General features: G+C 62.7%; 23 protein-coding genes and 1 pseudogene. 11 read left to right on the forward strand and 13 right to left on the reverse strand.

Translation table 11 applies throughout. The annotated features are described in order from the left end of the window. The first annotated feature begins 60 nt into the window (after nt 1–60). Entirely contained in the window at nt 61–1,224 is a 1,164-nt protein-coding gene (locus CFY91_RS08995; RefSeq protein WP_093986013.1) for a type III PLP-dependent enzyme, read from the forward strand. A gap of 229 nt (nt 1,225–1,453) precedes the next feature. After that, nucleotides 1,454–3,703, forward strand: coding sequence for a TonB-dependent receptor family protein (locus CFY91_RS09000; protein WP_093986014.1), 2,250 nt, complete (start codon nt 1,454–1,456; stop codon nt 3,701–3,703). Between the two features lie 121 nt (nt 3,704–3,824). Here CFY91_RS09000 and CFY91_RS09005 read toward each other — a convergent pair whose 3' ends face one another. The 6 genes from CFY91_RS09005 to CFY91_RS09030 form a co-directional block, all read right to left on the reverse strand. Beyond that, entirely contained in the window at nt 3,825–5,372 is a 1,548-nt protein-coding gene (locus CFY91_RS09005; protein WP_093986015.1) for a flavodoxin domain-containing protein, read from the reverse strand. Between the two features lie 44 nt (nt 5,373–5,416). After that, a complete protein-coding gene (locus CFY91_RS09010; RefSeq protein ID WP_093986016.1) occupies nt 5,417–6,325 on the reverse strand; it encodes a DUF4198 domain-containing protein in 909 nt (302 codons plus the stop codon). Nucleotides 6,326–6,336: 11 nt separating this feature from the next. Next, nucleotides 6,337–6,846: a DUF2271 domain-containing protein gene (locus CFY91_RS09015; RefSeq protein WP_093986017.1), complete on the reverse strand. Its 510-nt coding sequence runs from the start codon at nt 6,844–6,846 to the stop codon at nt 6,337–6,339. Between the two features lie 12 nt (nt 6,847–6,858). Then, entirely contained in the window at nt 6,859–7,458 is a 600-nt protein-coding gene (locus CFY91_RS09020) for a PepSY-associated TM helix domain-containing protein (RefSeq protein ID WP_165765316.1), read from the reverse strand. 132 nt (nt 7,459–7,590) lie between these two features. Continuing rightward, nucleotides 7,591–9,732 carry a TonB-dependent receptor domain-containing protein gene (locus tag CFY91_RS09025; RefSeq protein ID WP_093986018.1) on the reverse strand — a complete coding sequence of 714 codons (2,142 nt, stop codon included), beginning with the start codon at nt 9,730–9,732 and terminating at the stop codon, nt 7,591–7,593. A gap of 135 nt (nt 9,733–9,867) precedes the next feature. Further along, nucleotides 9,868–10,572, reverse strand: a complete 705-nt coding sequence (locus CFY91_RS09030; RefSeq protein WP_093986019.1) for an SIMPL domain-containing protein — start codon at nt 10,570–10,572, stop codon at nt 9,868–9,870. 137 nt (nt 10,573–10,709) lie between these two features. Here CFY91_RS09030 and CFY91_RS09035 point away from each other — a divergent pair, with 137 nt between their 5' ends. Then, nucleotides 10,710–11,978 carry an ATP-binding protein gene (locus CFY91_RS09035; protein WP_093986020.1) on the forward strand — a complete coding sequence of 423 codons (1,269 nt, stop codon included), beginning with the start codon at nt 10,710–10,712 and terminating at the stop codon, nt 11,976–11,978. Nucleotides 11,979–11,996: 18 nt separating this feature from the next. After that, the gene (locus CFY91_RS09040) at nt 11,997–12,557 is read left to right on the forward strand and encodes a response regulator transcription factor (RefSeq protein WP_093986021.1); all 561 of its coding nucleotides are present in this window, start codon (nt 11,997–11,999) and stop codon (nt 12,555–12,557) included. Between the two features lie 41 nt (nt 12,558–12,598). On the opposite strand, the gene CFY91_RS09045 is transcribed toward CFY91_RS09040, so the two are convergent. Together CFY91_RS09045 and upp are read right to left on the reverse strand one after the other, a co-directional pair. Beyond that, nucleotides 12,599–13,858: a uracil-xanthine permease family protein gene (locus tag CFY91_RS09045; RefSeq protein WP_093986022.1), complete on the reverse strand. Its 1,260-nt coding sequence runs from the start codon at nt 13,856–13,858 to the stop codon at nt 12,599–12,601. 3 nt (nt 13,859–13,861) lie between these two features. Further along, nucleotides 13,862–14,500: a uracil phosphoribosyltransferase gene (gene upp / locus CFY91_RS09050; RefSeq protein WP_093986023.1), complete on the reverse strand. Its 639-nt coding sequence runs from the start codon at nt 14,498–14,500 to the stop codon at nt 13,862–13,864. A gap of 263 nt (nt 14,501–14,763) precedes the next feature. Between upp and CFY91_RS09055 the strand changes: the two genes are divergently transcribed. Beyond that, nucleotides 14,764–15,321: a hypoxanthine-guanine phosphoribosyltransferase gene (locus CFY91_RS09055; RefSeq protein WP_093986024.1), complete on the forward strand. Its 558-nt coding sequence runs from the start codon at nt 14,764–14,766 to the stop codon at nt 15,319–15,321. On the opposite strand, the gene dauA is transcribed toward CFY91_RS09055, so the two are convergent. Further along, the gene (dauA, locus tag CFY91_RS09060) at nt 15,308–17,041 is read right to left on the reverse strand and encodes a C4-dicarboxylic acid transporter DauA (protein ID WP_093986025.1); all 1,734 of its coding nucleotides are present in this window, start codon (nt 17,039–17,041) and stop codon (nt 15,308–15,310) included. The two genes, CFY91_RS09055 and dauA, sit on opposite strands and share 14 nt — an antisense overlap. Before the next feature lie 127 nt (nt 17,042–17,168). Between dauA and CFY91_RS09065 the strand changes: the two genes are divergently transcribed. The 4 genes from CFY91_RS09065 (at nt 17,169) to CFY91_RS09085 (ending at nt 20,676) form a co-directional block, all read left to right on the forward strand. Next, the gene (locus CFY91_RS09065) at nt 17,169–17,648 is read left to right on the forward strand and encodes a hypothetical protein (protein WP_093986026.1); all 480 of its coding nucleotides are present in this window, start codon (nt 17,169–17,171) and stop codon (nt 17,646–17,648) included. A gap of 64 nt (nt 17,649–17,712) precedes the next feature. Next, complete coding sequence (locus CFY91_RS09070; protein ID WP_093986027.1) at nt 17,713–18,000, forward strand: PA4642 family protein; 288 nt, start codon at nt 17,713–17,715, stop codon at nt 17,998–18,000. Between the two features lie 237 nt (nt 18,001–18,237). Further along, on the forward strand, nt 18,238–19,722 hold the full coding sequence (gene mqo, locus CFY91_RS09075; RefSeq protein ID WP_093986028.1) for a malate dehydrogenase (quinone): 1,485 nt from the start codon (nt 18,238–18,240) through the stop codon (nt 19,720–19,722). A 366-nt stretch (nt 19,723–20,088) separates the two neighbouring features. Next, a complete protein-coding gene (locus tag CFY91_RS09085; RefSeq protein ID WP_093986030.1) occupies nt 20,089–20,676 on the forward strand; it encodes a YajG family lipoprotein in 588 nt (195 codons plus the stop codon). 68 nt (nt 20,677–20,744) lie between these two features. Here the strand turns inward: CFY91_RS09085 and CFY91_RS09090 are convergent, their stop codons facing one another. Continuing rightward, nucleotides 20,745–21,908 carry a 1-acyl-sn-glycerol-3-phosphate acyltransferase gene (locus CFY91_RS09090; RefSeq protein ID WP_093986031.1) on the reverse strand — a complete coding sequence of 388 codons (1,164 nt, stop codon included), beginning with the start codon at nt 21,906–21,908 and terminating at the stop codon, nt 20,745–20,747. A gap of 105 nt (nt 21,909–22,013) precedes the next feature. Between CFY91_RS09090 and CFY91_RS09095 the strand changes: the two genes are divergently transcribed. Beyond that, the gene (locus tag CFY91_RS09095; RefSeq protein WP_093986032.1) at nt 22,014–22,628 is read left to right on the forward strand and encodes an SOS response-associated peptidase; all 615 of its coding nucleotides are present in this window, start codon (nt 22,014–22,016) and stop codon (nt 22,626–22,628) included. Here CFY91_RS09095 and CFY91_RS16425 read toward each other — a convergent pair whose 3' ends face one another. After that, nucleotides 22,629–23,471, reverse strand: coding sequence for a methyl-accepting chemotaxis protein (locus CFY91_RS16425; RefSeq protein ID WP_371870499.1), 843 nt, complete (start codon nt 23,469–23,471; stop codon nt 22,629–22,631). It abuts the gene before it with no gap. 15 nt (nt 23,472–23,486) lie between these two features. Further along, a pseudogene (locus CFY91_RS16430) lies at nt 23,487–24,779 on the reverse strand (methyl-accepting chemotaxis protein); the annotation flags it as partial. Nucleotides 24,780–24,945: 166 nt separating this feature from the next. Here CFY91_RS16430 and CFY91_RS09105 point away from each other — a divergent pair. Further along, nucleotides 24,946–25,764 carry a M48 family metallopeptidase gene (locus tag CFY91_RS09105; RefSeq protein WP_093986034.1) on the forward strand — a complete coding sequence of 273 codons (819 nt, stop codon included), beginning with the start codon at nt 24,946–24,948 and terminating at the stop codon, nt 25,762–25,764. A 35-nt stretch (nt 25,765–25,799) separates the two neighbouring features. Here the strand turns inward: CFY91_RS09105 and CFY91_RS09110 are convergent, their stop codons facing one another. Continuing rightward, nucleotides 25,800–26,243 (reverse strand): ester cyclase, encoded by a 444-nt coding sequence (locus tag CFY91_RS09110; RefSeq protein WP_093986035.1) that lies wholly within the window; start codon nt 26,241–26,243, stop codon nt 25,800–25,802. Between the last annotated feature and the right edge of the window lie 87 nt (nt 26,244–26,330).

Raw genomic sequence — 26,330 nt, forward strand, 5'->3', positions numbered from 1 at the left:
ACGGATTAGGCGTTCAGTGTCACCCCTATACACCTTTTGTTTGTCTACCTGGAGCCTTCCATGCCGATCAAGATCGAAGACTACTACGCCCGCGACACCTTCCAGAAAATGAAGGCGTTTGCCGACCAGCAGGAAACCCCTTTCGTGGTCATCGACAAGCAGACCATCGCCGATTCCTATGATCAGCTGGTCAGCTGCTTCCCGTTTGCCAAGATCTATTACGCGGTCAAGGCCAATCCGGCCATCGAGATCACCGAGCTGCTGCGCGACAAGGGCAGCAACTTCGACATCGCCTCCATCTACGAGCTGGACAAGGTGATGAGCGCTGGCGTAGCTGCCGAGCGCATCAGCTATGGCAATACCATCAAGAAGGCCCGCGATATTCGCTACTTCTATGAGAAGGGCGTGCGCCTGTTCGCCACCGACTCGGAAGCCGACCTGCGCAACATTGCCAAGGCGGCGCCGGGGGCAAAGATTTATGTGCGTATCCTCACCGAAGGTTCCAACAGCGCCGACTGGCCGCTGTCGCGCAAGTTCGGCTGCAACCCGGACATGGCCCTGGACCTGCTGATCCTCGCCAAGCAGCTGGGCCTGGTGCCGTACGGCATCTCTTTCCACGTTGGCAGCCAGCAACGCGACATCGACGTGTGGGACGCGGCCATCGCCAAGGTCAAGGTGATCTTCGAGCGCCTCAAGGAAGAGGACGGTATCACCCTGCAGATGATCAACATGGGTGGCGGTTTCCCGGCCAACTACATTGCCCGCACCAACAGCCTGGAGACTTACGCCGAGGAAATCATCCGCTTCCTCAAGGAAGACTTCGGCGACGAACTGCCGGAGATCATCCTTGAGCCGGGCCGCTCGCTGATTGCCAACGCCGGTATCCTGGTCAGCGAAGTGGTACTGGTGGCACGCAAGTCGCGTACCGCCGTGGAGCGTTGGGTGTACACCGACGTGGGCAAGTTCAGCGGCCTGATCGAAACCATGGACGAGTCGATCAAGTTCCCCATCTGGACCGAGAAGAAGGGCGAGATGGAAGAAGTCATCATCGCCGGGCCGACCTGTGACAGCGCCGATATCATGTACGAGAACTACAAGTACGGCCTGCCGCTTAACCTGGCCAGCGGTGACCGCCTGTACTGGTTCTCCACCGGTGCTTACACCACCAGCTACAGTGCGGTGGAATTCAATGGCTTCCCGCCGCTGAAGGCCTTCTATATCTAAGCCCTGTACGCTCCCCAGAACCCCGGCCATGCGCCGGGGTTTTGCGTTCAGCGGGCAAGGTAGCGTTTGCGCGCGCCTGGCAGTGCACCGCGAATGGCAACGGCGCTGGGGTCAGCGGGGCAAACGTGACAGCGTTGTTACAAAATAGTTCCTGTAAATTGAACGTAAGGATTGAATGAGATCAAATCTTAATTAAGATGCGTCGCAATCTTAAGCAGGAGTGATTCTCATGAGTGAGTGCAATAGCCTTTATTTCTTGTCGCCCGCTGCGCGCGCGTTCAGGTACACCCCGCTGGCCGCTGCCTTGCTGTTGGCGCTGGCGCCCGCGGCTTTTGCGGAGCGTGCGGCAAACGTCAAGGAGCTGCCGGCGGTCAGCATCCTCGGCAATCCGGAAGACCCGCAGAGCTCCACGGGGTCGGCCTATGTGCTGACCGAGCGAGAACTGCAGAAGTTTTCCTCCAGCAATGCCAATGATGTCCTGCGTAGCGTGCCGGGGGTGTATACCCGTGAAGAAAATGGCCTGGGCGTGTTTCCGCGTATCAGCATTCGTGCCGCCTCTACCGGGCGTAGCGATCGCATTTCGGTACTTGAGGATGGCATTCCGGCCGCCATGGCACCCTATGCCAATACCTCGGCCTACTACTTTCCCAACATGGGGCGGATGAGCAGTGTCGAAGTGCTGAAGGGGCCGGAGATCCTCATGCACGGGCCGCATACCACATCGGGGGCGGTCAACCTGATCTCCACGCCGATTCCCGAGCAGGCCGGCGGTAAGCTGAATGCCGAATATGGCTCTTTTGGTGCGCTCAAATTGCATGCGCACTATGGGGCGACGGAAGGCCAGTGGGGCTTCCTGGTCGAGACGTACCAGGCGCAGGGTGACGGTTTCCATGATATCGATCGCTCCGATCGTTCTGCCGGGCACGATATCGAGGAGTACATGGGTAAGCTGCGCTGGACCAGCGATGCCAACGCCACCTATGCGCAGGAAGTGGAGCTGAAGCTGCTATATGGCGTGGAAGTGGCCAATGTCAGCTACCTGGGCCTGACCGATGCCGACTTCAAACATGATCCCAATCGTCGCTATGGCTTGAGTGAGCTGGAGCAGATGGACCGCGGTCGCAAGTCGGCAAGCCTGCGCCATGTGTTTGGCTTTACCGACAACACCAAGCTGACTACTACGACCTATTGGAACGATACCTATCGCTATTACGACCGGATCAACCAGATCAATGGGGTGAATCTGGGCGGTGTGACGTCCATCGTCAACAACGGTCTCGCCAATGCCGATCTGATCCAGGACATTCTGGACGGCACGGCCGACACCACCCATGCCAACGGCGTGCGTTACCAGCATGGTGATCAGGAATACATCAGCAAGGGCGTGCAAACGCAGCTGGATCACTGGTTCGTCACCGGTGCGTTGGAGCACGAGTTGATGGTCGGTGTGCGTTGGCACGAAGACACCACGAAAAACCAGGTCAAGGGCCGTTCTGCGAGCATCTACCGCCAGGTCAATGGTCGCCTGGTGTATGACCGTACCGTGCTGGGCGCCCCTCAGCAGGGAGAGAGCGAAGCCTGGTCTGGCTGGATTGCTGATCGTATCCGTGTCGGCAAGTGGACCTGGCTGCCGATCGTGCGTTATGAGGACATCGAGTCCAAGGCCAACCTGGCCAAGGATGCCACGCCTGCGCAGCGGGCGGCGCGCAATACCAATAGCCTGACCAGCACCACCGCTGGCCTGGGCGTCAACTACGCGCTGACCGAGCAATGGACCCTGCTGGCCGGTGTGCATGAAGGCTTCGCCCCGCCCGGCAATGGTGCGGCGCGTGGTACCGAGGGCGAGGAGAGCACCAACTATGAAGGTGGGGTGCGTTTTCGCCAGGGTAGCTTTGGTGTCGATGCGATTGGTTTCCTGACGGACTACCAGAACGCGACACGTAGCTGCCTGGTAGCCAACCCCTGCCCGGGGGGGATCGTCGAGGGAACCCAGCAGGATGGCGCCAAGGAAGTCTATGGCCTGGAGTTCGGGCTGTTCGCCGACCTCTATCAGGGTGCTGGCTTCACCGTGCCGCTGCGCGTGGCCTACACCTACACCGATGGGGAATACACCAAGGCTGCGGACAATGGCTCGGTCCTCAAGGGCGACGTGATCGACTACACGCCCAAGCATATTGGTCAGGTGCAGATTGGCCTGGAGGCTGACAGCGGCTGGCGTGCCTATGCGGCCGTCAACTATGCGGCCGAAGCCTATACCTCGCCCAGCGCGGGCCGTTCGGGCGTGGATGATCGCTTCCTGAAAACCGACAGCCTGACCACGCTGAATCTGGTGGCCAGCTACCCGGTCACTGAGCAGGCCGAAGTGTATGCACGGCTGGATAACGTGTTTGATGAGCAGGCTATTACCCATCGGGGTGCTGACGGTGCCCGTGGTAATGCGCCACGTACCGCAGCAGTGGGCTTGCGTCTGAGTTTCTAAGCACGCCTCGCGTTGCGTAACAACAAGCGCCCCGGTATGCCGGGGCGTTTTTATTGGCGCCTCTGTTAACGCTTACCTGTTGCGGGCCTGCGCTGCGCGACGGTGTGCAGAGATGCTGGTTTCAATACAGATCCCGGCGGTAGCGTCCGGCCAGGCGCAGGGCTTGTACCTGCTGATCACCGAGCAGACCGTGGAGCAGGGCTTCGATCTCTTCGCCCATGCCCTGCAGGCTGCCGCAGACCAGCAGGCTGGCACCGCGTTGCAGCCAGAGGCGCAGATCATCGGCGGCTTCGCGCAGCCGGTGCTGAACATACACGGGGCTGTCCTGGTCGCGGGAAAACGCCAGGTCAAGGCGGGCCAGGTGGCCGCTGCGCTGCCAGGCTTGCAGCTGCTCGGCATAGAACAGGTCATGGGCCGCCTGGCGCTCGCCAAACAGCAGCCAGTGGCCTGCCTGGCCCCGTTGTTCGCGTTCGCGCAGGTGGGCGAGTAGGCCGGCCAGGCCGGTGCCGTTGCCAATCAGGATTAGCGGGCCACTGTCCGGTGGCAGCTGAAAGCCCGGATTGGCGCGCAGCCGTACGTCGAGCAGGCTACCCACCTCGGCATGCCGGCACAGCCAGCCCGATGCGCAGCCCAGCTTGCCATCGCCGTACCGATGCAGGCGCACCAGCAGTTCCAGGCAGCCATCGGCAGGCAGCGAGGCCAGCGAGTAGTCGCGGTGGGCCAGGCGTGGCAGGGCCATGAGGTCGGCGGGGCTGCGGCAGTCGGCCAGTTGCTCCGGCGCGGGTAGCTGCCTGCGTGACAGATGCCAGTGCAGGCTGTGCCCGTCGGCCTGCGCTTGCCCGCCATCGAGGCCGAGCTGGCGCAGCAGGGCGTCGATCTGCGCCGGGGCATGACAGGGGCCGACTTCGAGAATGTCGCCGGCCTGCCAATGGCTGCCGGGAGGGATTTGCAGGCGCAGCTGAAAGGCCGGGCTGGCGCTGCTGCCGGGGTTCAGACAGTGGCGTTGCAGCAGCTGCACAGGCTGGTAGTCCGGCGCCTGCCAGTCGCTGAACGGCGCATGGCCGGCCAGGCGCGAGAGCAGTTGCTGCCATTGGCGCAGTACGGCGGGATCGCCACGATCGAGGTCGAGGCAGGCCTGCAAGGGTTGCGCGCCCAGCTGCTGCAGGCGCTGGTCGAGACGCCGGCCAAAGGCGCAGAAGTGCTGGTAGCGGCGGTCACCCAGCGCGAGTACGGCGTACTCAAGGCCTGGCAGTGACAGCGACTGGCGATCCAGCTGCTGGGCAAAGCGCTGGGCGGTATCTGGTGCTTCGCCTTCGCCATAGGTGCTGGCCAGCAGCAATAACTGTCGGGCCTGGCTCAGCTGTTGCGGGCGCAGGCGATCAAGACTGACCAGTACCGCGCGGCATCCCCCCGCCTGTAACTGAGCCAGGCTGCGTTCGGCCAGCTGACGCGCCTGGCCACCCTGGCTGGCATAGGCCAGCCATATGGCATCGCTGGGGAGTGCCGGGCAGCGCTGGCGCTGCCGGTAGTGCTGCCAGGCCGGTATGCACAGTACCAGCCACGCGGCGCAGGCCAGTGCTGCGCACAGCTCGCGGGGTGCCGAGCAGGCGCTCAGCAACAGGCAGAGCAGTACGCTGCCGAGCAGCCAGTAGCGAAAGAAACGGGACATGGCAGCAATCTGGGCGGCGTACGGGGATACGCCGCCCAACAGGCTCAGGGAGCCAGCACTTCGAGGGTTGCGCTGTAGCTGGCGCGGCGCTCGCTGGCCGGCGCTGCAACGCCTTCTGTGCTGCTGTATTCGGCTTCCAGCCAGTACATGCCGGCGGCCGGCCAGGTGATGCTGAGCTGGCCCTGGGCATCGGTGCGCGCCTTGATTTCGCCGAGGTCGTCACGATAACGATTGCCGCCGGGAATCACGCTGACCTCGACATCGGCGGCCGGCTTGCCGTCGATCAGGAACATCAGTTGTGCGGCTTCGCCGGCGAACAGATCGTTGGGGTGGGTAATCGGCTTGAGTTCCAGGCCGCTGTTGCTCGGGGCCAGCGCAGCGTCGCTGGGCGCGCCGGAGGTGATGAAGGTTTCCATGCGGTTGCTGTTCTGCACCACGCGTAGAGCCTGAGCCTTGGCGGGCACCTGCTTGGCGAAGTCTTCGGCCTTGCCCATCCAGCGGCGGGTTTCGCCGTTTTCTTCCCAGCTGGCAAACAGGCCCTGGCTGGCTACGGCCAGTTTGTAGGTGCCCTTGGCCGACAGTTGCAGGTCGAAGGTGCTGCGCAGGCGGCCGGTATGACCGAACTGCGCGTGCAGCGGGCTGCCGTCCGGGGTGGTGATCTGCAAGCGGTTGGCCGGGCGCCGCATGGGGGCCGGGGCAGCTTGTCCGGCGGCTGGCTGGGCGGCTGCGGGGCCGCGGGCCGGCATGGCCAGCGGTTGGCCAATGCCTTCCAGTTGCAGGGGGAAGTGCTCGAAGTAGAACAGGTCGTTGGAGACCGCGGCATCCACGGTGATCCAGGGGGCATCACCGGACAGTACGGTGGCGGAGGGCAGCAGCCAGGCGCGATGGGCGTGTGCCGAGAGCGGCAGGCTGATGGCCAGGGTCAGGGCGGTCCATTTGATGATCGGGTGCATGACGGCGTTCCTCAGGGGGTAATGTCGAGAGACAGGGTGCCCAGCTCCAGGTTGCCCTGGGCCGTGACATGGCTGGCCGCCTGCGGCGGCCAGGTGAAGGCCAGGCGCTGTAGTTCACGCCCGCCGACTTCGCGGGCGGCCTCGACCACCACGCGGTATTCGCCGGCTGGCAAGGTCTTGAAGGCCGCATCCTGGCTGTTGAAGCGCAGGCTGTGGGTGCCCACCGCACGGGTTGCCGCACTCACCCCATCCACTGGCATCTGCAGGCTGCGACCGCTGCGCCGCCACCATTGGCGCAGGTCCTTGAGCCACTTCTCGCCTTCACGGTTCTGCATCTTCAGGTCGTACCACACGGCCAGGTTGGCCACATGGCTCTGGTCGGGTTTCTCCAGCCAGATGGCGACATAGGGACGGTGGTATTCGGCCACGTCGAGGCGGGGAATCTCGACGTCCAGCTTGAACTCGGCCGCCAGCAAAGGCGTGGCCAGCAGAGCCAGGGGAAGCAGCAGGGCGTGACGCATGGAAAAGGTCCTTCAGTGAATGAACAGCAAGGCGAGGAGCAGCGGTAGCAGCAGCCCCAGGGCGGTAAGTGGCCAGGTCAGTGGGCGGTTGCCGGCATGTCGCTGCAGCAGGAGCAGTCCGCTCAGGCTGAACACCACGCAGAGGCCGGCGAACAGGTCGATGAAGGCGCTCCACAGACTGCCGGTATGCCGGCCCTTGTGCAGGTCGTTGAAATAGGCGACCCAGCCGCGATCGGTACGCTCGTATTCCAGCGTGCCGCTGTCCAGGTCGAGGCTCAGCCAGGCATCGCCGCCAGGGCGTGGCAGGGCGATGTACAGCTCGTTGTCGGACCATTCGGCCGCACGGCCATCCAGGCGAATCGCCAGGGTTTGCTCCAGCCATTGGCGCAGTGCCAGAGGCAGGCCCTGGCTGGGCGGTTGCTGGCGCAGTTGGGCGTGCAATGCGGCGGGCAGTTCGGCGAACTGTTGGCTGACCTGTGGGCGCGCCTCGATCTGTCCGGCATGGTTGAGGGTGATGCCAGTGATGGCGAACAGCAGCATACCGGCCAGGCATAGCGCCGAGCTGATCCAGTGCCATTGGCGCAGCGTGCCGAGCCAGAGGGGTCGCATCATGGGAGGTGTGAGTCGGGTTTATGGGGATGCGGATTGTAGAGGGCGGCTGCACTTATATGAGAAAGATTTACCGTCACTATACATTCGCAAGTGCGCCTGGCCGCCGCAGGGCGGCCAGGAACCAGGCCAGGCTTAGAAGTCGTAGGTGGCGGACAGCCACAGGCGACGACGCTCCTGGTTGTTGTTGTACTCGTTGCCGTATTCGAACGTGGTGCCGGCGGCATTGCTGGCATAGCGCTCGTAGCTGACGAAGTCCTTGTCGAACAGGTTGTAGACGGTGGCGCTCAGGCTGAGGTTCTCGCTGGCCTGGTAGCTGCCGCCCAGGTGGAACAGGGTGTAGGCCTTGTAGTCGCCAAAGGCGTTATAGGCATAGTTGATGGCCGGGCTGGTACGCCGGAAACGTTCGCTGCGGTATTCACCCTTCAGCCAGGTGCTCAGGCGATCGCTGGTCTGCCAGTTGAGCGTGGCATTCAGCTGGTGCTTTGGGGTGTCGTTGAGCGGCCAGCCATCGTTGGGGCCACCTTCCTGCTCGGTCTTGGTGTAGGTGTAGTTGGCAGCCAGGTTCCACTGCGGGGTGAAGTGGTAGCGGCCGGCGACTTCCACGCCGTTGGTGATGGCTTCGTCGACGTTGATGGGTTTGCTGAACGTCTGGTTGCGTCCCGGACGGCCGCGGTTCAGCCAGGGACCGCCAGGTACGGTGATGCAGCCGGCGACGTTCTGGTATTCGCAGTTGACGACGACTTCCGAGCCGATCTTGTCCTTGAACTTGTTGTGGAACAGGGTGACGTTGCCGTTGAAGTCGTCGAGGTTGTCGAAGTACACGCCAAATTCGCTGCTGGTACTGGTTTCTGGCTGCAGATCGGGGTTGCCGAGCAGGGGGATTTTGCCCTGGCCGCCAAAGCCATTGATGCCACCGACCAGTTGCTGCAGGTCCGGCGCCTTGAAGCCTTCGCTGACACCGCCCTTGAGGGTCCAGTTCTCGGTGGTGTTCCACACCAGGTAAGCGCGCGGGCTGGTCTGTCCGCCAAATTCGCTGTGGTCATCGCGGCGCAGGCCGAGGGTCAGGGCGAGATCGTCGCGCAGCCGCCACTCATCCTCGATGAACAGGCCGACCATCTTGTGTTCGAGCTGGTCGTCGATCAGTCCCTCGGTCATCTGCGCCTTCCACCACTGGCCGCCCACGCTCAGGTTGTGACTGCCCAGTGCGCTGACCAGCTTGAGGTCGAAGATGTCGTTCTGTGCATCCAGCGTGCGCTTGTCGCCCGCTACCCGGTTGGGGGTGCCATCGGGAATCAGGCGGCCAAGGGTTTCCGTCTCGTTGCGCGTGTAACTGCTGTCCAGGGTGCCGAAGGCAAAGCGACCGGTATGGGCCAGCTGGTATTGCTCGCGGTTGTAGCGTTGGTCGCGCTCGTAGCCACCGCTGGCGCCCAGCTCACCCAGCTGACCCTTGCTGTTGTCGTAACGCTGCTTGCTCTGGTCCAGGTCCAGGCTCAGGTCATGGTCGGCATTGGGGGTGAAGGTCAGGCGCCCGCCGGCGGTGTACAGATCCGACTCCACCGGGTTCCAGCCCATGCGCGAGCTGATGTCGCTGCCCGTGACGTCCTGGTAGCTGATTGCCGAGCTGTCACGCTCCTGGTATTTGCCGCGCAGTTGCAGGCCCAGGGTGTCGGCGACCAGCGGGCCGCTGAGGTACAGCTGGGTGGAGCGGGTGTCGCCGTATTCGCGCTGCTCCTGCAGCGTCGTGTCGACGCTGGCCGAGCCAGCCCACTCGCTACCGACCTTCTTGGTGATGATGTTGATCACCCCACCCATGGCGTCGGAGCCATACAGGGTAGACATCGGGCCGCGAATGACCTCGATGCGCTCGATAGCCGAAACCGGCGGCAGGAAGCTGAAGCGGGTTTCCCCAAAACCGTTGGGGGTGACATTGCCAGCCGGGTTCTGGCGCTTGCCGTCGACCAGCACCAGGGTATACGCATCGCCCATGCCGCGAATGCTCACGTTGAGGCCGCCGGTCTTGCCGGCATTGCCCGACACATCGACGCCTTCGACATCGTTGAGGGCTTCGGCGATGTTGCTGACGCGCTTCTTCTTCAGTTCTTCGCCGGTGATCACGCTGATACTGGCCGGGGCATCGGTGATCTTCTGTTCGAAGCCGGCGGCACTGACCACCATCTGATCCAGTTGCAGGGTGTTGTCGTTGGCCAGGGCAGCCTGGCTGCTGGCCAGGGCGATGGCGCTGGCCAGGGCGGTGCGGGTAAGCGTGGCGCGCATGGGGAAACTCTCTGAATGAGTGGCAGAAGAAAACGGCGCAAATAATAATGATTCTTACAAAAGAATCATTCTATTTACGATATTTTTACAACTGCAACAAATTCTCAGTGGAGTCTGATTCCCCGACGCAAGGCTTCAGGGCAGGCGAACTTCGATGATGCCGTCTGCGCTGACACTGACCTTGCTGCTGCCCGCCTCGATGTCCGGGGTCGGTGCAGCCTCGGCCATGGCCATGGCTTTCATCGCCCCCATGCGCGGCATGGGTGCCTGATAGCCGCTGTTCAGGTTGAGGCTGACCAGCCGGTAGTCGCTGCCGCCCAGCGCCTGAGTGACCAGTGTGGCGCGCGCCTTGAACGCTGCCACGGCGGCCTTGAGTTGGGCGTCCTCGCTGTGCTGGTGGGTGCTGTCGGCCATGCTGAAGTGCATACCGCCCATTTGCAGGCTGCCCAGCAGCTCACCGCTGAGTGCCGACAGGCTGGCGAAGTCGCTGCTCTCCAGGCGCAGTTCGGCACGCTCGCGCCAGGCCCGGATACGCTGGCCCTTGTCGTCATAGACCGGATAGCTGTGCCGGCTGCCCAGTTCGACCTTGACGCCCTTGGCTTGACGCGCCCGCTGGATGGCGCTGTTCAGGGTCTGGGTGATCTGGCTGGCCAGTTGTGCGGGATCGCTGTGCTGGGCCTCGCTGTACAGGGTTACCTGCATCAGGTCGTGGGCCACTTCCTGGCTGACTTCGGCGCGCAGCGCCACCTGGTTGTAGCGTGGTTCGTCGGCCTGGGCAGCCTGGCTGAGTAGCGTGGCGGGCAGGGTCAGCGCGAAGGCGAGTGAAGCAATACGTTGCATGGTGATTCCTTGGCGGGGCCGGTGGTGGTCTGTGTGACTGTCGGGACGGGGTGTTGGTTCCCCCGGCGCATCTTGCTGCAAGTCAAGGAGTGCTGTATCAGGCGCTGGCTATACTCGCTCGCCTACAAGGAGAGGCTATGAATACCCCCGTGCAGTTGCTGTCCGCCAGCCGGCAGAACCTCTGGCGCCTGAACCTGATCCGCATGCTGGTGCTCAGCGCTCAGGCCGGTTCGGTAGGACTCGTGTGGCTGCTGGATTTTCTGCCGTTGCCCTGGCAGTCGCTGCTGGTCACCCTGGGCATGTCCTTGCTGCTATGCCTGCTGACTACCCTGCGCTTGCGCGGGCCGTGGCCGGTGACCGAGCAGGAGTATGCCGTGCAGTTGGGCTGTGACCTGATGATCCACAGCTTGCTGCTGTATTTTTCCGGCGGTTCGACCAACCCCTTCGTGTCCTACTACCTGGTGCCGCTGACCATTGCCGCAGCAACCTTGCCGTGGGTTTATTCCATGCTCCTCAGCGCGCTGGCGCTGACCGGCTACACGGTACTGCTGATCTGGTATCACCCGTTGCGCCTGCAGCATGTGCAGCACGAAGAGTTCCTCATCAGCCTGCATCTGTTCGGCATGTGGCTGAATTTTGCCCTGTCGGCGGCGTTCATCACTTTCTTCGTGGTCAAGATGGCCGGTGCGCTGCGTCGCCAGGATCAGTTGCAGGCCGAGCGCCGCGAGGCGAGCCTGCGTGATCAGCAGTTGCTGGCCGTGGCGACCCAGGCGGCGGGAGCGGCGCATGAGCTGGGTACGCCGTTATCGACCATGAGCGTACTGCTCAAGGATTTGCGTCATGATCATCGCAATGACCCGGCCATGCAGGAAGACCTGGCCCTGCTGCAGGATCAGGTCATGCTGTGCAAACAGACCCTTCAGCAACTGGTGCGTGCGGCCGAGGCTGACCGGCGCCAGGCTACCAGCGAGCTGAGTGTGGTCGAGTGGCTGCAGCGTGGGCTCAATCGCTGGCACCTGATGCGTCCGGAGGCCAGCTATCGCTACCACTGCCTTGGTCAGGGTGAACCGCCATGCCTGCTGCCGCCGGCTGATCTGACCCAGGCCCTGCTCAATGTATTGAACAATGCGGCCGATGCCTGCCCTGACCAACTGGAGATTCGCCTCGATTGGGATGAGCAGTGGATGCTGATCAGCATCCGTGATCACGGTCCTGGTGTACCGCTGGCGATTGCCGAACAATTGGGCCGGCCCTTTTTTACCACCAAGGGCAAGGGATTCGGTTTGGGCCTTTTCTTGACTCAAGCCAGTGTGGCGCGCGCCGGTGGCACGGTAAAACTGTACAACCATGAGCAGGGCGGCACGCTGACTGAGCTGAAATTGCCGCGCACTCTGGATCTGCCCTGATGAGCAAGAGGATTGAAGATGACTGAAGTACTGCCTGTCGAAGGCGAGGAGCAACCTCACCTGTTGCTGGTGGACGATGACACCACCTTCACCCGGGTCATGGCACGTGCCATGGATCGGCGTGGCTTGCGCGTCAGCGTGGCCAACTCGGCGGAAGAAGGGCTGGCCATTGCGCGCCAGGATCTGCCGGATTACGCGGTGCTTGACCTGAAAATGGCCGGGGATTCGGGGCTGGTCATGCTGCCCAAGCTGCTCGAGCTGGACAGTGAGATGCGTGTGCTGATCCTTACCGGTTACTCAAGCATCGCCACGGCGGTCGAGGCTATCAAGCGCGGTGCCTGCAATTACCTGTGCAAGCCGGCGGACGCCGATGATGTGCTGGCGGCGCTGCTGTCCGAACACGCCGACCTGGATTCGCTGGTACCGGATAACCCCATGTCGGTGGATCGTCTGCAATGGGAGCACATCCAGCGCGTGCTGACCGAGCATGACGGCAATATCTCCGCTACGGCGCGTGCGCTGGGTATGCATCGGCGTACTTTGCAACGCAAGTTGCAGAAACGCCCGGTACGACGCTAGTGGTTGAACGCCTGGCGCCGCAAGGCGCCAGGCGTTTGTCGTCAGTGTTGCGCCGGCGGGTGGCGATGCCAGGTGCCGGCACCGGGCAGGATCAGGTTGAGGCCGATGGCGACAATGCCGCACAGGGAGATGCCCTTGAGGCCCATGCCGCTGTCACCGATGACCATGCCGCCAATGCCGAAGACCAGGGTGACGGCGACGATGACCAGGTTGCGCGGCTCGCCCAGATCGACCTGGTGACGGATCAGGGTATTCAGGCCGACCACGGCGATCGAACCGAACAGCAGGCAGAGGATGCCGCCCATCACCGGCACCGGGATGCTTTGCAGCGCAGCCCCGAACTTGCCGATGAAGGCCAGCACGATGGCGATGATGGCCGCCCAGATCATAACCTTGGGGTTGAAGTTGCGGGTCAGCATCACCGCACCGGTCACTTCGGAGTAGGTGGTGTTGGGCGGGCCGCCGAGCAGGCCGGCTGCCGAAGTGGCCAGGCCGTCGCCGAGCAGGGTGCGGTGTAGCCCAGGCTTCTTGATGTAGTGCTTGCCGGTTACGTTGCTGATCGCCAGTACGTCACCGATGTGCTCGATGGCTGGGGCAATGGCCACCGGCAACATGAACAGGATGGCACCCCAGTGCAGTTCGGGCGCGACGAACTGCGGCATGGCCAGCCAAGGGGCGGCAGCGATACCGGAACCATCGACCACGCCGAAGAACAGCGCCAGGGCGTAGCCGACGGCCACGCCAAAGAGGATGGGCACCAGGCGCAGGATGCCGCGTCCCAGTACGGCGACCAGCAGGGTCGTGGCCAGTGCGGGCAGGGAAATCATCAGTGCGGTGCTATAGGGCACCAGTTGCGCGCTGCCGTCCCCCGCCTTGCCCATGGCCATGTTGGCCGCCACGGGGGCTAGCCCCAGGCCGATGGCCATGATCACCGGGCCGATGACCACCGGCGGCAGCAGGCGATCGATGAAGTGGGTGCCACGCAGTTTGACCAGCCCGGAGAGCAGTACGTAGACCAGGCCGGCGGCTACCAGGCCGCCCAAGGTGGCTGGCAGACCGAACTCGCCCTTGGCGGCCAGGATCGGTGCGATGAAGGCAAAGCTGGAGGCCAGGAAGACCGGCACTTGTCCGCCGGTGACGATATGGAAGATCAGCGTGCCGAGGCCTGCGGTGAACAGTGCCACGTTGGGGTCCATGCCGGTGATCAGCGGCATCAGCACCAGGGCGCCGAAGGCTACGAAAAGCATCTGCGAGCCGGCCAGGGCCTGTCGCCAGACAGGGTCTTGAGTATGGTCGTGCATGGCTCAGTTGTCCTTCTGCTTGGTGCCGAAGATCTTGTCCCCGGCGTCACCGAGTCCGGGGATGATGTAGCCGTGTTCATTAAGCCGCTGGTCGATGGAGGCGGTAAAGATCACCACGTCCGGGTGTGCCTCGTGAACCGCCTGGATGCCCTCGGGGGCGGCGACCAGCACCATGGCACGGATTTCTTTGCAACCGGCTTTTTTCAGCAAGTCGATGGTGGCGACCAGCGAGCCGCCTGTGGCGAGCATCGGGTCGATGATCAGCGCCAGACGTTCGTCGATCTCCGGGGCCAGCTTTTCCAGATAGGTATGTGCCTGCAGGGTTTCCTCGTTACGGGCCACGCCCACCGCGCTGACCTTGGCGCCGGGAATCAGGCTGAGCACGCCTTCGAGCATGCCAATGCCGGCCCGCAGGATGGGCACTACGGTAATTTTCTTGCCAGCGATTTTCTCCACTTGCACGCTGCCCGCCCAGCCCTGGATCTCGTAGTGTTCCAGCGGCAGGTCATTGGTGGCCTCGTAGGTGAGCAGGGCGCCGACTTCCTGGGCCAGTTCGCGGAAGTTCTTCGTGGAAATGTCGGCGCGGCGCATCAGGCCGATTTTGTGGCGGATCAGCGGGTGGCGGATCTCTTTGACGGGCATGGAAAGTCTCCGGCGGGCGGCGAAGGTTGGATAAACTGTGCTTGAGTTAAGCACCGGCTGGGACGCCGGGAGCAAAAAACGGCCTATTTTAGCCGCAGACCTGGGCAGTTGGTCAGAAAAATGCTGCAGATCTTGCCCCGGGTCAGGGACATGAGTACCTTTGCCGGCCTTTAATTCCTGTCCGTCGGGTCAGGCTTTTGCCTTGAGCGGCAGGGCCCGGGCCAATCCGGGCATTTCTTTCCCTTATTTCCGGAGAAACCGCGATGTCCGCTGATCTTGCCCATATCCGCCAAGTGATGGCCGAGGCTGACTGTCTGTACACCGAGGCACAGATCGAAGCGGCCATCAGTGAGGTGGCCCAGCGCATCAATGCCGAGTTGGCCGAACGCAACCCGGTGGTGTTCTGCGTGATGAATGGCGGGTTGATCTTCGCCGGCAAGTTGCTCACCCAGTTGAACTTCCCGCTGGAGCAGTCCTACCTGCACGCCACCCGCTATCGCAATGAAACCAGTGGTGGCGAACTGTTCTGGAAGGCCAAGCCCGAAGTGTCGTTCATCGACCGTGACGTACTGATCATCGACGACATCCTTGATGAAGGGCATACCCTGGCGGCGATCATCGATTTCTGCCGGCATGCGGGCGCCAGCGCCGTGCACACGGCGGTACTGATCGACAAACAGCATGAGCGCAAGGCCCGTCCCGAGTTCAAGGCCAGCTTCGTCGGATTGCCCTGCGAAGACCGCTACATCTTCGGTTATGGCATGGACTACAAGGGCTACTGGCGCAATGCCAATGGCATCTTCGCGGTCAAGGGGTTGTAAGCGCCGGACTTTCCTCCAGCCAGTGCAGGGCCTTGGCGTGTGCGCGAGGCAGGTCGGCCACGTAGGCCAGGCGTGACTGTCGCCGGTGAATGCCGGCGCGGCGCAGCTTGAGGCGCACGTTGGCGCTGGCGCCGCACAGAATCAGGCCGATGCCCTGCTGGCGATAGTCGCGCAGTACGTTGTCCAGCGCGGCCAGGGCCGTCATGTCCAGCAGCGGCACGCCGCTCAGGTCGATGATCACCACGCGCACCTGCGGGTTGAAGCGGCGCAGCACGTTGAGCGCCTTTTCCGCGGCGGCGAAGAACAGCGGCCCGCGAATCGCATAGGCTGCCACGCTGTCGGGCAGCTCCTTGAGCAACTGGTCGAAGCCGCTGGCGAGCGGGGTGGTGGCGGTCAGTTCGCTCATACGCTTGATGAACAGTGCGGCGGCCAATAGCAGGCCCAGGGTGACGGCCAGCACCATATCGAACAGCACGGTGAGCAGCAGGCAGGTGAGCAGCACCAGCACGTCATGGCGTGGCGCGATGCGCAGGGTGTGCAACACATGTGGCGCTTCGCTCATGTTCCAGGCGACCATCAGCAGCAGGGCGGCGAGGGCAGCCATGGGCAGGTAGCTGAACAGCGGCGCCAGCAACAGCATGGCCAATAGCACGACCCCGGCATGGATGATCGCCGCCAGCGGGGAAAAAGCTCCGGCACGGATGCTCGCGGCGCTGCGGGCAATCGCCGCCGTTGCGGTGATGCCAGCGAACAGCGGAGCGATCAGGTTGCCCAGCCCCTGGCCGAGTAGTTCGGCGTTGGGGTCGTGGCGGCTGCCGGTCATGCCGTCGGCAATCACCGCGCAGAGCAGGGACTCGATGGCGCCGAGCATGGCGATGGCAAAGGCTGGTGCCAATAACTGGCGCAGCAATTCGAAGCTCAGTTGCAGCGGTTGGCCATCGGCACCTGGCTGTTGCCAGGGCCAGGCAAAATGCGGCAGGAAAGGCGGGATGCCGGGTTGCTCAATGCCCTGGCTGAAGTAACTGAAACGCTCGCCCAGTGTGGCGATTGGCAGTCCCAGGCGTTCCAGGCCGATCGCCAGCAGCGTGCCGAGTAGCAGCGCCACCAGGTGGCCGGGCACCTGCGGCACCAGGCGCGGCCAGCCGATCAGCACCAGCAGACAGGCCAGCGCGACCAGGCTGTCACCGATCTGTATGCCCGGCAGCGCCTGGGCGAGTAGTTGCACATGCTCAACGATGTTTTGTGGGCTGTGGGCCAGCTGTAGACCGAGCAGATCCTTGACTTGTAATAGAGCGATGACGATACCGATGCCGGCGGTGAAGCCCAGGGTTACCGGGTAGGGCACGAAACTGATCAGCCGCCCCAGGCGCAGGAGTCCCATGGCCAGGAGAATCAGTCCGGCCAGCAGCGTGCAGAGCAGCAGACCGCCGAGGCCGTGTTGCTGGGTGATGGGCAGGAGGATGACGATGAAGGCGGCGGTCGGACCGGAAATGTTGAAGCGCGAGCCACCGCACAGGGCAATCAGCGGCGCGGCAATCAGCACGGTATACAAACCATGCTGCGGCGGCACGCCCACTGCGATAGCCAGGGCCATGGCCAGCGGAATGGCAATGATGCCCACCGTTATGCCGGCCAGTAGGTCGCCGCGCAGGGCGTTACGGCTGTAGCCTGCCTGCAGGCTTTGAATCACCGCACTAAACAGCGGAATGCCACTGGGCATAAGGCTCTCCTTAGGCTCGTTGCAGTATAGGTGGCTGCTCCGCTGGGCGGATAGCGGCGAAGGTGTAATGGGCGCTTCGAGTGCAGCGTGATAAAGTGCGCGGCGTTTTGACTCGGGGTTTTGACTCATGTCCTTGCGTGCTTTGTGTGTCTCCCTGCTACTGTTCGCGCTGGCCAGCCCGGTCTTGGCTGACCTGCTGCATGGCCAGTTCCTGCCGCCCGATGATGCCGGGTTGCGCGAAGGTGCGTTGCACATGCAGCAACTGATCCAGATCACCGAGTACAGCCTGGTGCTGGGTAGCCAGCGGCACTCCAACCAACAGCCGATTCCCATCACCAGCCCCAGTCTGTTGCGCCTCAAGGGCAAACCCTTGAGCAAGGGCGCCAATGTCAGCTACGTGCTGGTGTACTTCGACAGCGACGGCAAGTCACTCAAGAAGCCCAGCTACGATACCCAGCAACGCGTGCTTACCCTGCATTACCCGGCCAGCCAACTGCCGGTGATTCTGCAGGTACTGCGTGAGCAAACCCTCTACTGCCAGTTTCTCAGCTATGCCAACGGGCATGTCTGGGCGGACCTGCATACCGGGGCGATAAGAACGCGTTGAGTCGTGAATGACGCGCGAGTAAACTGCGCGCGCGAAAAATGACCCCCTCCGGAGAATCAGTCTGATGCGCAAAGACAAGAAGCAGGTGATAGGTGAAGAAATCAGCGATGAGGCGATCAAGCTGTTTCTCGATCTGCAACCTGCCGATGATACGCCGCCTGCGCTGCACAAGCTGATCAAGGCTTACCGGGGGCTGCGTATCGATGACTTCGAGCGTTTTCTCGGCTTTTTCAAGGCTGCCGGGTTGGATCTGAATGCCCAGGATGCCCAGGGGCGTGATCTGGTGGCGCTGATCGCCGACCAGCGTCAGGCCGAGCCTTATATCGAGGCGTTGCAGGCCGCACGCGGCTGATTGCAGATGAACGTAGGTCGACACGGGTGTCGGCCGGAAATGGTCGGGCAAAACAGGCCTGATCAGTGTGTACGTTGTGCCAGTGCTGCTGCAGGACGGCAGGTGCTGAGCGGCGTGCCAGGCTTTCAGGCCGGGTTTCACCACCCCGTAGCTCGGCCGTTGGAAAATCGACAGCGTAGCCATGAGCTGCGTGTGTCCAGCGTTTCTGCGGTTTAGGCAACTCTTGGAGTGCAACAAATGACGCAACATGAAAACCCCACCGTCGATGTGTTGCTCGTAGGGGCAGGCATCATGAGCGCCACGCTCGGCGTGCTGCTCAAAGAGCTCGATGCAGGCCTGCGTATCGAGCTGGTTGAGCAGATGGAGGGCGGGGCAGCGGAGAGCTCCAACCCCTGGAACAATGCCGGTACCGGGCATGCCGGGTTGTGCGAGCTCAACTACACGCCGGAAAAGGCCGATGGCAGCATTGATACGCAAAAGGCCATCACCATCAACACCCAGTTCGAAGTCTCCAAGCAGTTCTGGAGCCATCTGGTTGAGAATGGCACCTTCGGTTCGGCGCAGAGTTTTGTCAGTTCGGTGCCGCACCTGAGCTTTGTGCACGGCGAAAGCGGCGTTAACTACCTGCGCAAGCGTTATGCCGCGTTGCGTGATCACCACTGCTTTGCGCAGATGGACTACAGCGAGGAGCGCGCCACGCTGCAACAGTGGATGCCGCTGATGATGCGCGAGCGTGACAACACGGAAGCGCTGGCGGCCACCCGTGTAGCCTTGGGTACCGACGTCAACTTTGGCGCTCTGACCCTGCAGTTGCTCGATTACCTGAGCCGCCAGAGCGACTGCCGGGTGTCTTACAGCAGCAAGGTGGTCGGCCTGACGCGTGTGGCTGAAGGTTGGCGCGTACGCGTACGTAGCGCCGGGCAGGGCACCCGTGAAGTGCTGGCCAAACGGGTCTTCCTCGGTGCCGGTGGTGGCGCCTTGCCGTTGTTGCAGATGTCCGGTATCCCGGAAGGCAAAGGCTATGGCGGTTTCCCGGTGAGTGGCCAGTGGCTGCGTTGCGATAACCCCGAGGTGGTGGCGCAACACCAGGCCAAGGTTTACAGCCTGGCCGAAGTGGGTTCGCCACCCATGTCGGTGCCGCATCTGGATACCCGTGTCGTGGATGGCAAGAAATCCTTGCTGTTCGGACCCTATGCCGGCTTCACCACCAAATTCCTCAAGAATGGCTCGTTCCTTGACCTGCCGTTGTCGGTACGTCCGGGCAACCTCTGGCCGATGCTGGCCGTGGCGCGTGACAACATGGACCTGACTCGCTACCTGATCAAGGAAGTCATGCAGTCTGCCGAACAGCGCCTGGATGCCCTGCGCAAGTTCTATCCGAGCTTGCGTCCGGAAGACTGGCGTCTGGAAATTGCCGGTCAGCGTGTCCAGATCATCAAGAAAGATCCTGCCACGGGCGGCAAGCTGGAGTTCGGTACCGAGATCGTTGCCTCGGCCGATGGCAGCATGTCTGCTCTGCTGGGCGCTTCGCCGGGTGCTTCGGTGGCTGTATCGGCCATGCTGACCCTGCTCAAACGCTGCTTCCCGGCAGAACTGGCTTCTCAGGAATGGCAGGCACGCCTGGGGCAGATCTTCAAGGCCGATGCGCAACAGCTTGCTGCTGATGCGGCGCTCTATCAGAGCGTGCAGGCCCACTCCAACGACGTACTAGGCCTCGCCTGAGGTGCCGTTTGGCGGGCCGCTTCCGGTAGGGGGCGGCCCAGCCAGCTGGGGCAACTGTAGCTGACAGGTTGCCAGCCTTGTCCCGATGGCTGCGCACGGCTTTGTCGTAGTGCCCGACAAATACCTTGCTGATCGATCCAGGCGTAATGGTTCAGTGTGGCGCGCGCTGGGCGCCAGTTGAGCAGTGAGCGCATCCGGGCCAACTCCTTGTGAGTGTCTGGCCTTCTTTATCGCAGTGGATCATGACCGGCGTATGACGTCCGGGGAACTGCAGCGCGCGCGCTAGGCTCCAAGCTAACCGTGCGTACCGGTAGCGCGCTGGTATACTGCCGCCCTGTCTTTTCAGACCCGTTGGAGAACCTTGCCATGTCCAAGTCCGTCCTGATTGGCCTGCTGGCCGCCGGCAGCCTGCTGCTGGGTGGCTGTGCCCTAAGCCCGCAACAACTTAATCCGCAACCTCGCCTACAGGGCAGCCTGGTGGCGGTTGGTCAGGGGCAGCCTGTACAGGTCCGAGTGGTCGATGGACGCCCTTCGCCGGTACTGGGTACGCGCGGCGGCCTCTACCCGGAAACCAGCACCATCAGCGTTGATGGTCAGCGGATGTTGCCGCGTCTACAGGCCGAAGCCGATGCCGCCGTACGTCTGCTGGGCTTTGTACCGGGCGGCAGTGGCTACAACGTTCCGCAGCTGACCCTGACCCTGGCTGAACTGAAGTACCAGTCGCCCAAGGAAGGCAGCTATGTAACCGAGGCGAATATCACCGCGAGTTTCCGTGTCGATGTGCAAAACAGCAATCGTCGCTACAGCGGTCGCTATGGCGCGACCCTCAACCAGCGTTTTGGTTATGCGCCCAATGCGGAAACCAACAGTCAACTGGTCAGTGATGTGCTCAGTGATGCGTTGACGCGCGCCTTCAAGGACCCGACCATCGGCCAGCTTCTTTCCGGGCAGTAAGACTGTCGGCGCAAAAAAGCCGCCATCCCGTGGGGGAATGGCGGCTTTTTTGTTTATCTCGGTGGCGGTTACAGCGGCAGGCCGGCGCGGATACGGTACTGGTTCTGTATCGGGCGTGCGTACTGCAGGATCAGGTAGGGGCGTTGTTCGGCCGGACAGGCGGCCATGCGCTGTTGCCAGTACTGTTCGGCGTTGCGTAGCTCGCTCGCGCTGAACAGGCTGGCGGCTTCGGGTACGGCCAGCGTGGTGTCGCGCGCCTGCCATTGCGCATAGGCCAGATAGTGCACGGGGAACAGCCGGTAACCGCCGATGATCTGCTGATCCAGCAGGGCGGCCAGTTGGCGGGCATCCTCGAAACCCTGCTCGATCGCCGCACCGAAGTGCACATGCACGCGTCCCTTGTAGCCGGTGATGCCCTGGGCGATGCTCAGGTCGTCTTCCCCGGGCGCCTTGTCATAGCTGCCGGTGCTGGCGCGAATTTGCAGCTCACGCGCCTTGGCCAGGTCGCAGGGGTCGTATTCGTAGCTGATCGATACCGGGGTCAGGCGCAGCGAGCGGATCACCTCGGCGAAGGGCTCGTCCTTGCGACTCATGTGGAACATCTTGAGGATCGCCGAGTCGGTACGGTCGTCGCCGTCCTTGGCACGGCCCTCGGCCTGGGCGATCCACACCGACTCGCCATCGCTGCGGATCGAGTGGTTGATGTAGGCAGACAGCAACTGGAAGGCGGCCAGCTTTTCCCGTCGCCCGCTCAGCGAGCGGTGTACGGTGAAGCTCTTGTTCAGGCGCATCAGGTCACTGACGAAGGGCTTTTGCAGCAGGTTGTCGCCAATCGCAATGCGTGGCGTGGCCAGGCCGGCATGGTACATGGCGTAGTTCACATAGGCCGGGTCCATGACAATGTCACGATGGTTGGCAATCAGCAGGTGGGGCTCGCCAGGGCGTAGATGCTCGGTACCGCTGAAGGTCACGCCATCGGTGCCGCGGACGATGCTGCGATCGACATAGGGCTCGATCTTGCTTTGCAGGGCGGCCACGGTATCGACCCCGGCCAGTTCGCGGCGCAGGTAGAACGCCAGAATCGGCCGTAACAGCCAACCCAGCGGCTTGGCCAGGCGGGGGAAGCGGTAACGTGCCAGGATGTCCTGAAAAGCGGGGTCGGCTAGCAGGCGCTGCAGAACGGCAGCGACCTCGGCATCGGAATAGGGGCGAATGGCGTCGAAAGCGGCCATTGGAGTCTCGTGTCAGGTAGTGCGAAAGCGCGGGCGCCATTATACGCCGGGCGTCGTGGCCTGCGTACAATGGCGGGTTCTTGGAACGTGCCGGTGGAGCTGTGCATGAGTGGACGTTTTGCCCTGTTTCGCTGGTCGGCGCAGTTGGCGGGCTTGCCGGGTTTTCCTGGCGACCTGGCGCCGCACTGGAACCTGGCGCCTGGCGCGCAGGTGCTGTTGCTGCGCGAAGAGCAGGGCCAGCGCCGGGTTGATCTGGCACGCTGGGGGCTGACTCCGGCCTGGCTGACCGATCTGTCGAAAACCCCCGCCCATGCGCGCAGCGAAAGCCTGGCCAGTCAGCCGATGTTCCGTGAGGCTTTTCGTTGTCGTCGCGGGCTGTTGCCGGCCAATGGTTTCTTTGAGTGGCGTGGTGTGCGGCGGCGTCCCTATTGGCTGGGCAGCGAGCAGGGCCTGCTGTTCATGGCGGCGCTGTGGGAAGCCTACCCGGTGGGGGAACGGATCTATCTGAGCGTGGCCATGGTGACCCGCGAGCAGGCTGGACAGCGCCGCCCGTTATTGCTTGACGAGGCGGGCTGTGTGGCCTGGCTGGATGGGCAAAGCACACCTGACACCCTGCAGACCTTGCTGCAGGCCCGTGGTCCCGTGTTGCGCGAGCGCGCCTTGAGCAATCTGGTCAACAATCCGGCGCTGGATGCGCCGGAATGTCTGACGTCGGCCTGATTAGACGCGGAACTGGTTGATCAGGCGGCGCTGCTGCTCGGCCAGCTTGGTCAGTTCGGCGCTTGCTGCTGAGGCCTCATCGGCGCCGCCGGCAACCTCATGGGCAACATTGCCGATGTTGGTGACATTGCGATTGATATCCTCGGCCACGGCACTCTGCTGTTCTGCGGCACTGGCGATCTGTGTGTTCATGTCATTGATCACCGAGACGGCCTGGGTAATGGAGACCAGCGCCTCGGCGGCTTCGTTGGCATGGCGAACGCTGTCGTCGGTTTTTTCCTGGCTGTCCTGCATCACCCGCACCACTTCACGGGTGCCGTGCTGCAGTTGCTGGATCATGCTCTGGATTTCCTCGGTGGCCTGTTGGGTTTTCTGCGCCAGGTTGCGCACTTCATCGGCGACTACTGCAAAACCACGGCCTTGTTCACCCGCGCGTGCCGCCTCAATGGCGGCGTTGAGCGCCAGCAGGTTGGTTTGCTCGGCGATGCCGCGAATGGCTACCAGAATGGCGTTGATGTTCTCGCTGTCCTTGGCCAGGTTCTGTACCACGCCCACGGCGCGGCCGATTTCTTCTGCCAGGGTGCTGATGGCGCGTGATGTGCTGTGGACGATTTCGCGCCCCTGGTTGGCCGCGCTGTCGGCATGGTTGGCGGCTTCCGCTGCGTGGGTGGCATTGCGTGCCACATCCTGGGCAGTGGCGGTCATTTCATGCACGGCGGTGGCGACCAGTTCGATTTCCGCGAGCTGCTTCTGCACGCCCTGATTGGTGCGGATGGCAATGTCGGCGGTGTGTTCCGAGGAATCGCTGACCTTCTGCACCGAGCCGACTACCTGGCTGATCATGCTTTGCAGTTTGCTCAGGAAGGTGTTGAAGCCCTTGGCGATGGCGCCCAGTTCATCGACTCGGTCGACATCCAGGCGGCGGGTCAAGTCGCCTTCGCCCTGGGCGATGTCGTCCAGCATGGCAACCATTTCGCGCAGTGGCTTGGCGATGCCATAGCCGGTCAGCCACACGGCCAGCAAGCCACCTGCGGCAATCAGCAGGCCAACCAGCGTCATGTTCAGCGCGTCGCTGCGCTGTTGCTCATCGAGGGCGTTGCGCAGGGTGTCCAGTTCGGCCATTACGGTGGCCAAGGGCATTTGCAGGAGTAGCGTCCATTGGCTGGCGGTATCACCGATGGTGAAGCTCAGCAGCAGCTCGATATGGCTGTCAGCCGGATTGGCCTGGTGGTCGATGTCGTATTTGATGCTGCCGGGCTGCAGGTTACGCAGGTTTTCCAGTTCGTTGCTGTCGAGCAGGTCGCTGGCCGGATTGCCCAGTTTATCGCTAGCCCGGGTAGAGGCGACCAGGCGCTGGTTGTTGGCGATCAGGATCATCTCGCCGGCACCCTCGTAGAGCTGCTGGTCGGCCTGGCGTAGCAGATCCTGGATGAAGTCCACTGCCAGATCGGCACCGGCGATGCCCATGAATTGGCCGTTGACCAGGATCGGTGTGGTGAAGGAGGCCAGCATGGTGGTCTTGCCGCCTACCTCGTAGGGCGCCGGGTCGATCACGCAGGAGCGCTTGCGCTCTTTCGCGCACAGGTAGTATTCACCTTCGCGCACGCCGGTCGGCAGCAAGGTCTCGCTTTCCATGGTGCCTAGGGCGTCCACACCCAGGCTGCCGTCGGCATTGCGATACCACCAGGGCAGGAAACGACCGCTGCCGTCATAACCGTTGCCGGTCTCTCCGGCATACAGGTCGTCGCTGGCATCGAAGGCATTGGCTTCCCAGCCGATGTAGGTGCCCAGCAGCTTGGGGTTCTGTTCGGTCGTGGCGCGAACCAGCGCGGACAGCTCCTCGCGGCTGATTGACAGCAGCGGGCTGCCGTTGGCGTCCTGCAGGCCTAATTGTGCGTTGAGCCGCGCCAGATCAGCGGTTATCTGCAGCGGGGTTTCCAGTTCGCGCTGAATTTGCAGGACCTGAGCCTTGGCCATGGCGGCCAGGCGTTGCTCTATCGCCTGCTCAAGCAGCGCCTGGGTGCGCTGGGCGACCAGCTCTTCACTGCGCTGGCTGGCATGTACGGCATACAGCACCAGGGCAGCGACTACCGCGAGAATGCTCGCACCGGCCATGGCGGCCACGGAAAACTGAATGGATTTGAATTTCATGGCGGCTCCGCGTGTCTCAAGGTTGGCCTGTGCATGGCTTATCGGCCGGCCTTCGCTAAAGCGTAGTCGTTTTTTGCAGCTTGTTCAGCGCGGCGGGAATGTGGCGCTTTGCATCGCCAGGCCGCACCACTAGCATAGAGGGCAGATTCATGAAGGAGAGTGCAGCATGACCCAGCTGTTCAAACTGGCCACCCTTGGCCTGTCGCTGGCCCTGGCGGGATGCCAGGCAGTCAATACCACCAGTGGCGGCGCCCTGGGCGTCGAACGCAAGCAATACATGTTCAGCATGCTGTCGACCGATGAGGTCAACCAGATGTATGCGCAGTCTTATCAGGATCTGGTGGGCAAGGCGCAGCAGCAGGGCAAGCTCGACACCAGTAGTGCAGATGCCAAGCGCTTGCAGCAGATTGCCAAACGGCTGATTGCCCAGGCTCCGCTGTTTCGCGCGGATGCTGCGCAGTGGGACTGGCAGGTCAGCCTGATCAAGAGTGATGACCTCAATGCCAACTGTGGTCCAGGTGGCAAGATCATGTTTTTTAGCGGGCTGATTACCCAGTTGCAGCTGACCGATGACGAGATTGCCGCGGTGATGGGCCATGAAATTGCCCATGCCTTGCGTGAGCATGGCCGTGAGGCGATGTCTCGGGCGTATGGCGTGCAGATGGCTACCCAGCTGGGGTCGGCATTTGGCGTGGATGCCGGCAGCCTGCAGATGGCCAGCATGGGTGTCGAGTACCTGATGACGCTGCCCAATAGCCGCGGTAATGAGAATGAGGCCGACCTGATTGGTCTGGAGCTGGCGGCACGGGCGGGCTACAACCCGCAGGCGGCCATCAGCCTGTGGCAAAAGATGAGCAAGGCCGGAGGGGGCGCACCGCCGGAGTTCATGAGCACCCACCCGTCGTCGCAATCGCGGATTGCTTCGCTGCAAGCGGCGATCCCCAAGGTCATGCCGTTCTACCAGCAGGCCAGCGGTCGCCGCTGAGTTCACCGACGACGGCCGGTACACGCCGGTCGTCGTCAGGGCAGGGCTTTTTCCGCGTAGGGCCGACTGTTCAGGCCGAGCTGGGCGCGGAAGCTTTCCATGTCGAACATGGTGCAGATTTCCTCGATCTCGCCGAGGCTGTTGAATGACCAGAAGGCCATGGCTGAGATGCTGATGATGCGGTCGCTCACCGGATAGCCCAGGGTCGGGCGGTCGATGCTGCCGATCAGTGTGCTCCAGGTCACCACCTTGCGGCCTTCGCCGATGCATTCCTCGACGATGACCTCCAGGCCGGGCATGCCTTCGCGGATGCGCGCGATCAGCTCGCAATAGCCTCGACTGTCCAGCGGATGGCCGACGAATGAGCTTTTGTAGAGAAAGTCGCGACTCTGTAGTTGCTCGGCAAGGGCCAGGCGCCCACGATTCCAGGTGAGGTCGATGTGCTGGCGCACACGACGTTTCAGATCATCCACTGACATGGCACTGCATCCTTTGCGGGAAAACCGCCGCTACTTTACCAGCAGCGGCGCTCTCGCCAATCCTGTCACGCTACGCCTGTGATCTGC

It is taken from the genome of Pseudomonas fluvialis, assembly GCF_002234375.1.
In the GTDB taxonomy this organism is placed as follows: Bacteria; Pseudomonadota; Gammaproteobacteria; order Pseudomonadales; family Pseudomonadaceae; genus Aquipseudomonas; species Aquipseudomonas fluvialis.

Excerpts from the sequence above, each read along its gene's own strand:
- CFY91_RS08995 (WP_093986013.1), top strand. The coding sequence starts at position 61 with ATGCCGATCAAGATCGAAGACTACTACGCCCGCGACACCTTCCAGAAA.
- CFY91_RS09000 (WP_093986014.1), top strand. The coding sequence starts at position 1,454 with ATGAGTGAGTGCAATAGCCTTTATTTCTTGTCGCCCGCTGCGCGCGCG.
- CFY91_RS09005 (WP_093986015.1), bottom strand. The coding sequence starts at position 5,372 with ATGTCCCGTTTCTTTCGCTACTGGCTGCTCGGCAGCGTACTGCTCTGC.
- CFY91_RS09010 (WP_093986016.1), bottom strand. The coding sequence starts at position 6,325 with ATGCACCCGATCATCAAATGGACCGCCCTGACCCTGGCCATCAGCCTG.
- CFY91_RS09015 (WP_093986017.1), bottom strand. The coding sequence starts at position 6,846 with ATGCGTCACGCCCTGCTGCTTCCCCTGGCTCTGCTGGCCACGCCTTTG.
- CFY91_RS09020 (WP_165765316.1), bottom strand. The coding sequence starts at position 7,458 with ATGATGCGACCCCTCTGGCTCGGCACGCTGCGCCAATGGCACTGGATC.
- CFY91_RS09025 (WP_093986018.1), bottom strand. The coding sequence starts at position 9,732 with ATGCGCGCCACGCTTACCCGCACCGCCCTGGCCAGCGCCATCGCCCTG.
- CFY91_RS09030 (WP_093986019.1), bottom strand. The coding sequence starts at position 10,572 with ATGCAACGTATTGCTTCACTCGCCTTCGCGCTGACCCTGCCCGCCACG.
- CFY91_RS09035 (WP_093986020.1), top strand. The coding sequence starts at position 10,710 with ATGAATACCCCCGTGCAGTTGCTGTCCGCCAGCCGGCAGAACCTCTGG.
- CFY91_RS09040 (WP_093986021.1), top strand. The coding sequence starts at position 11,997 with ATGACTGAAGTACTGCCTGTCGAAGGCGAGGAGCAACCTCACCTGTTG.
- CFY91_RS09045 (WP_093986022.1), bottom strand. The coding sequence starts at position 13,858 with ATGCACGACCATACTCAAGACCCTGTCTGGCGACAGGCCCTGGCCGGC.
- upp (WP_093986023.1), bottom strand. The coding sequence starts at position 14,500 with ATGCCCGTCAAAGAGATCCGCCACCCGCTGATCCGCCACAAAATCGGC.
- CFY91_RS09055 (WP_093986024.1), top strand. The coding sequence starts at position 14,764 with ATGTCCGCTGATCTTGCCCATATCCGCCAAGTGATGGCCGAGGCTGAC.
- dauA (WP_093986025.1), bottom strand. The coding sequence starts at position 17,041 with ATGCCCAGTGGCATTCCGCTGTTTAGTGCGGTGATTCAAAGCCTGCAG.
- CFY91_RS09065 (WP_093986026.1), top strand. The coding sequence starts at position 17,169 with ATGTCCTTGCGTGCTTTGTGTGTCTCCCTGCTACTGTTCGCGCTGGCC.
- CFY91_RS09070 (WP_093986027.1), top strand. The coding sequence starts at position 17,713 with ATGCGCAAAGACAAGAAGCAGGTGATAGGTGAAGAAATCAGCGATGAG.
- mqo (WP_093986028.1), top strand. The coding sequence starts at position 18,238 with ATGACGCAACATGAAAACCCCACCGTCGATGTGTTGCTCGTAGGGGCA.
- CFY91_RS09085 (WP_093986030.1), top strand. The coding sequence starts at position 20,089 with ATGTCCAAGTCCGTCCTGATTGGCCTGCTGGCCGCCGGCAGCCTGCTG.
- CFY91_RS09090 (WP_093986031.1), bottom strand. The coding sequence starts at position 21,908 with ATGGCCGCTTTCGACGCCATTCGCCCCTATTCCGATGCCGAGGTCGCT.
- CFY91_RS09095 (WP_093986032.1), top strand. The coding sequence starts at position 22,014 with ATGAGTGGACGTTTTGCCCTGTTTCGCTGGTCGGCGCAGTTGGCGGGC.
- CFY91_RS16425 (WP_371870499.1), bottom strand. The coding sequence starts at position 23,471 with ATGATCAGCCAGGTAGTCGGCTCGGTGCAGAAGGTCAGCGATTCCTCG.
- CFY91_RS09105 (WP_093986034.1), top strand. The coding sequence starts at position 24,946 with ATGACCCAGCTGTTCAAACTGGCCACCCTTGGCCTGTCGCTGGCCCTG.
- CFY91_RS09110 (WP_093986035.1), bottom strand. The coding sequence starts at position 26,243 with ATGTCAGTGGATGATCTGAAACGTCGTGTGCGCCAGCACATCGACCTC.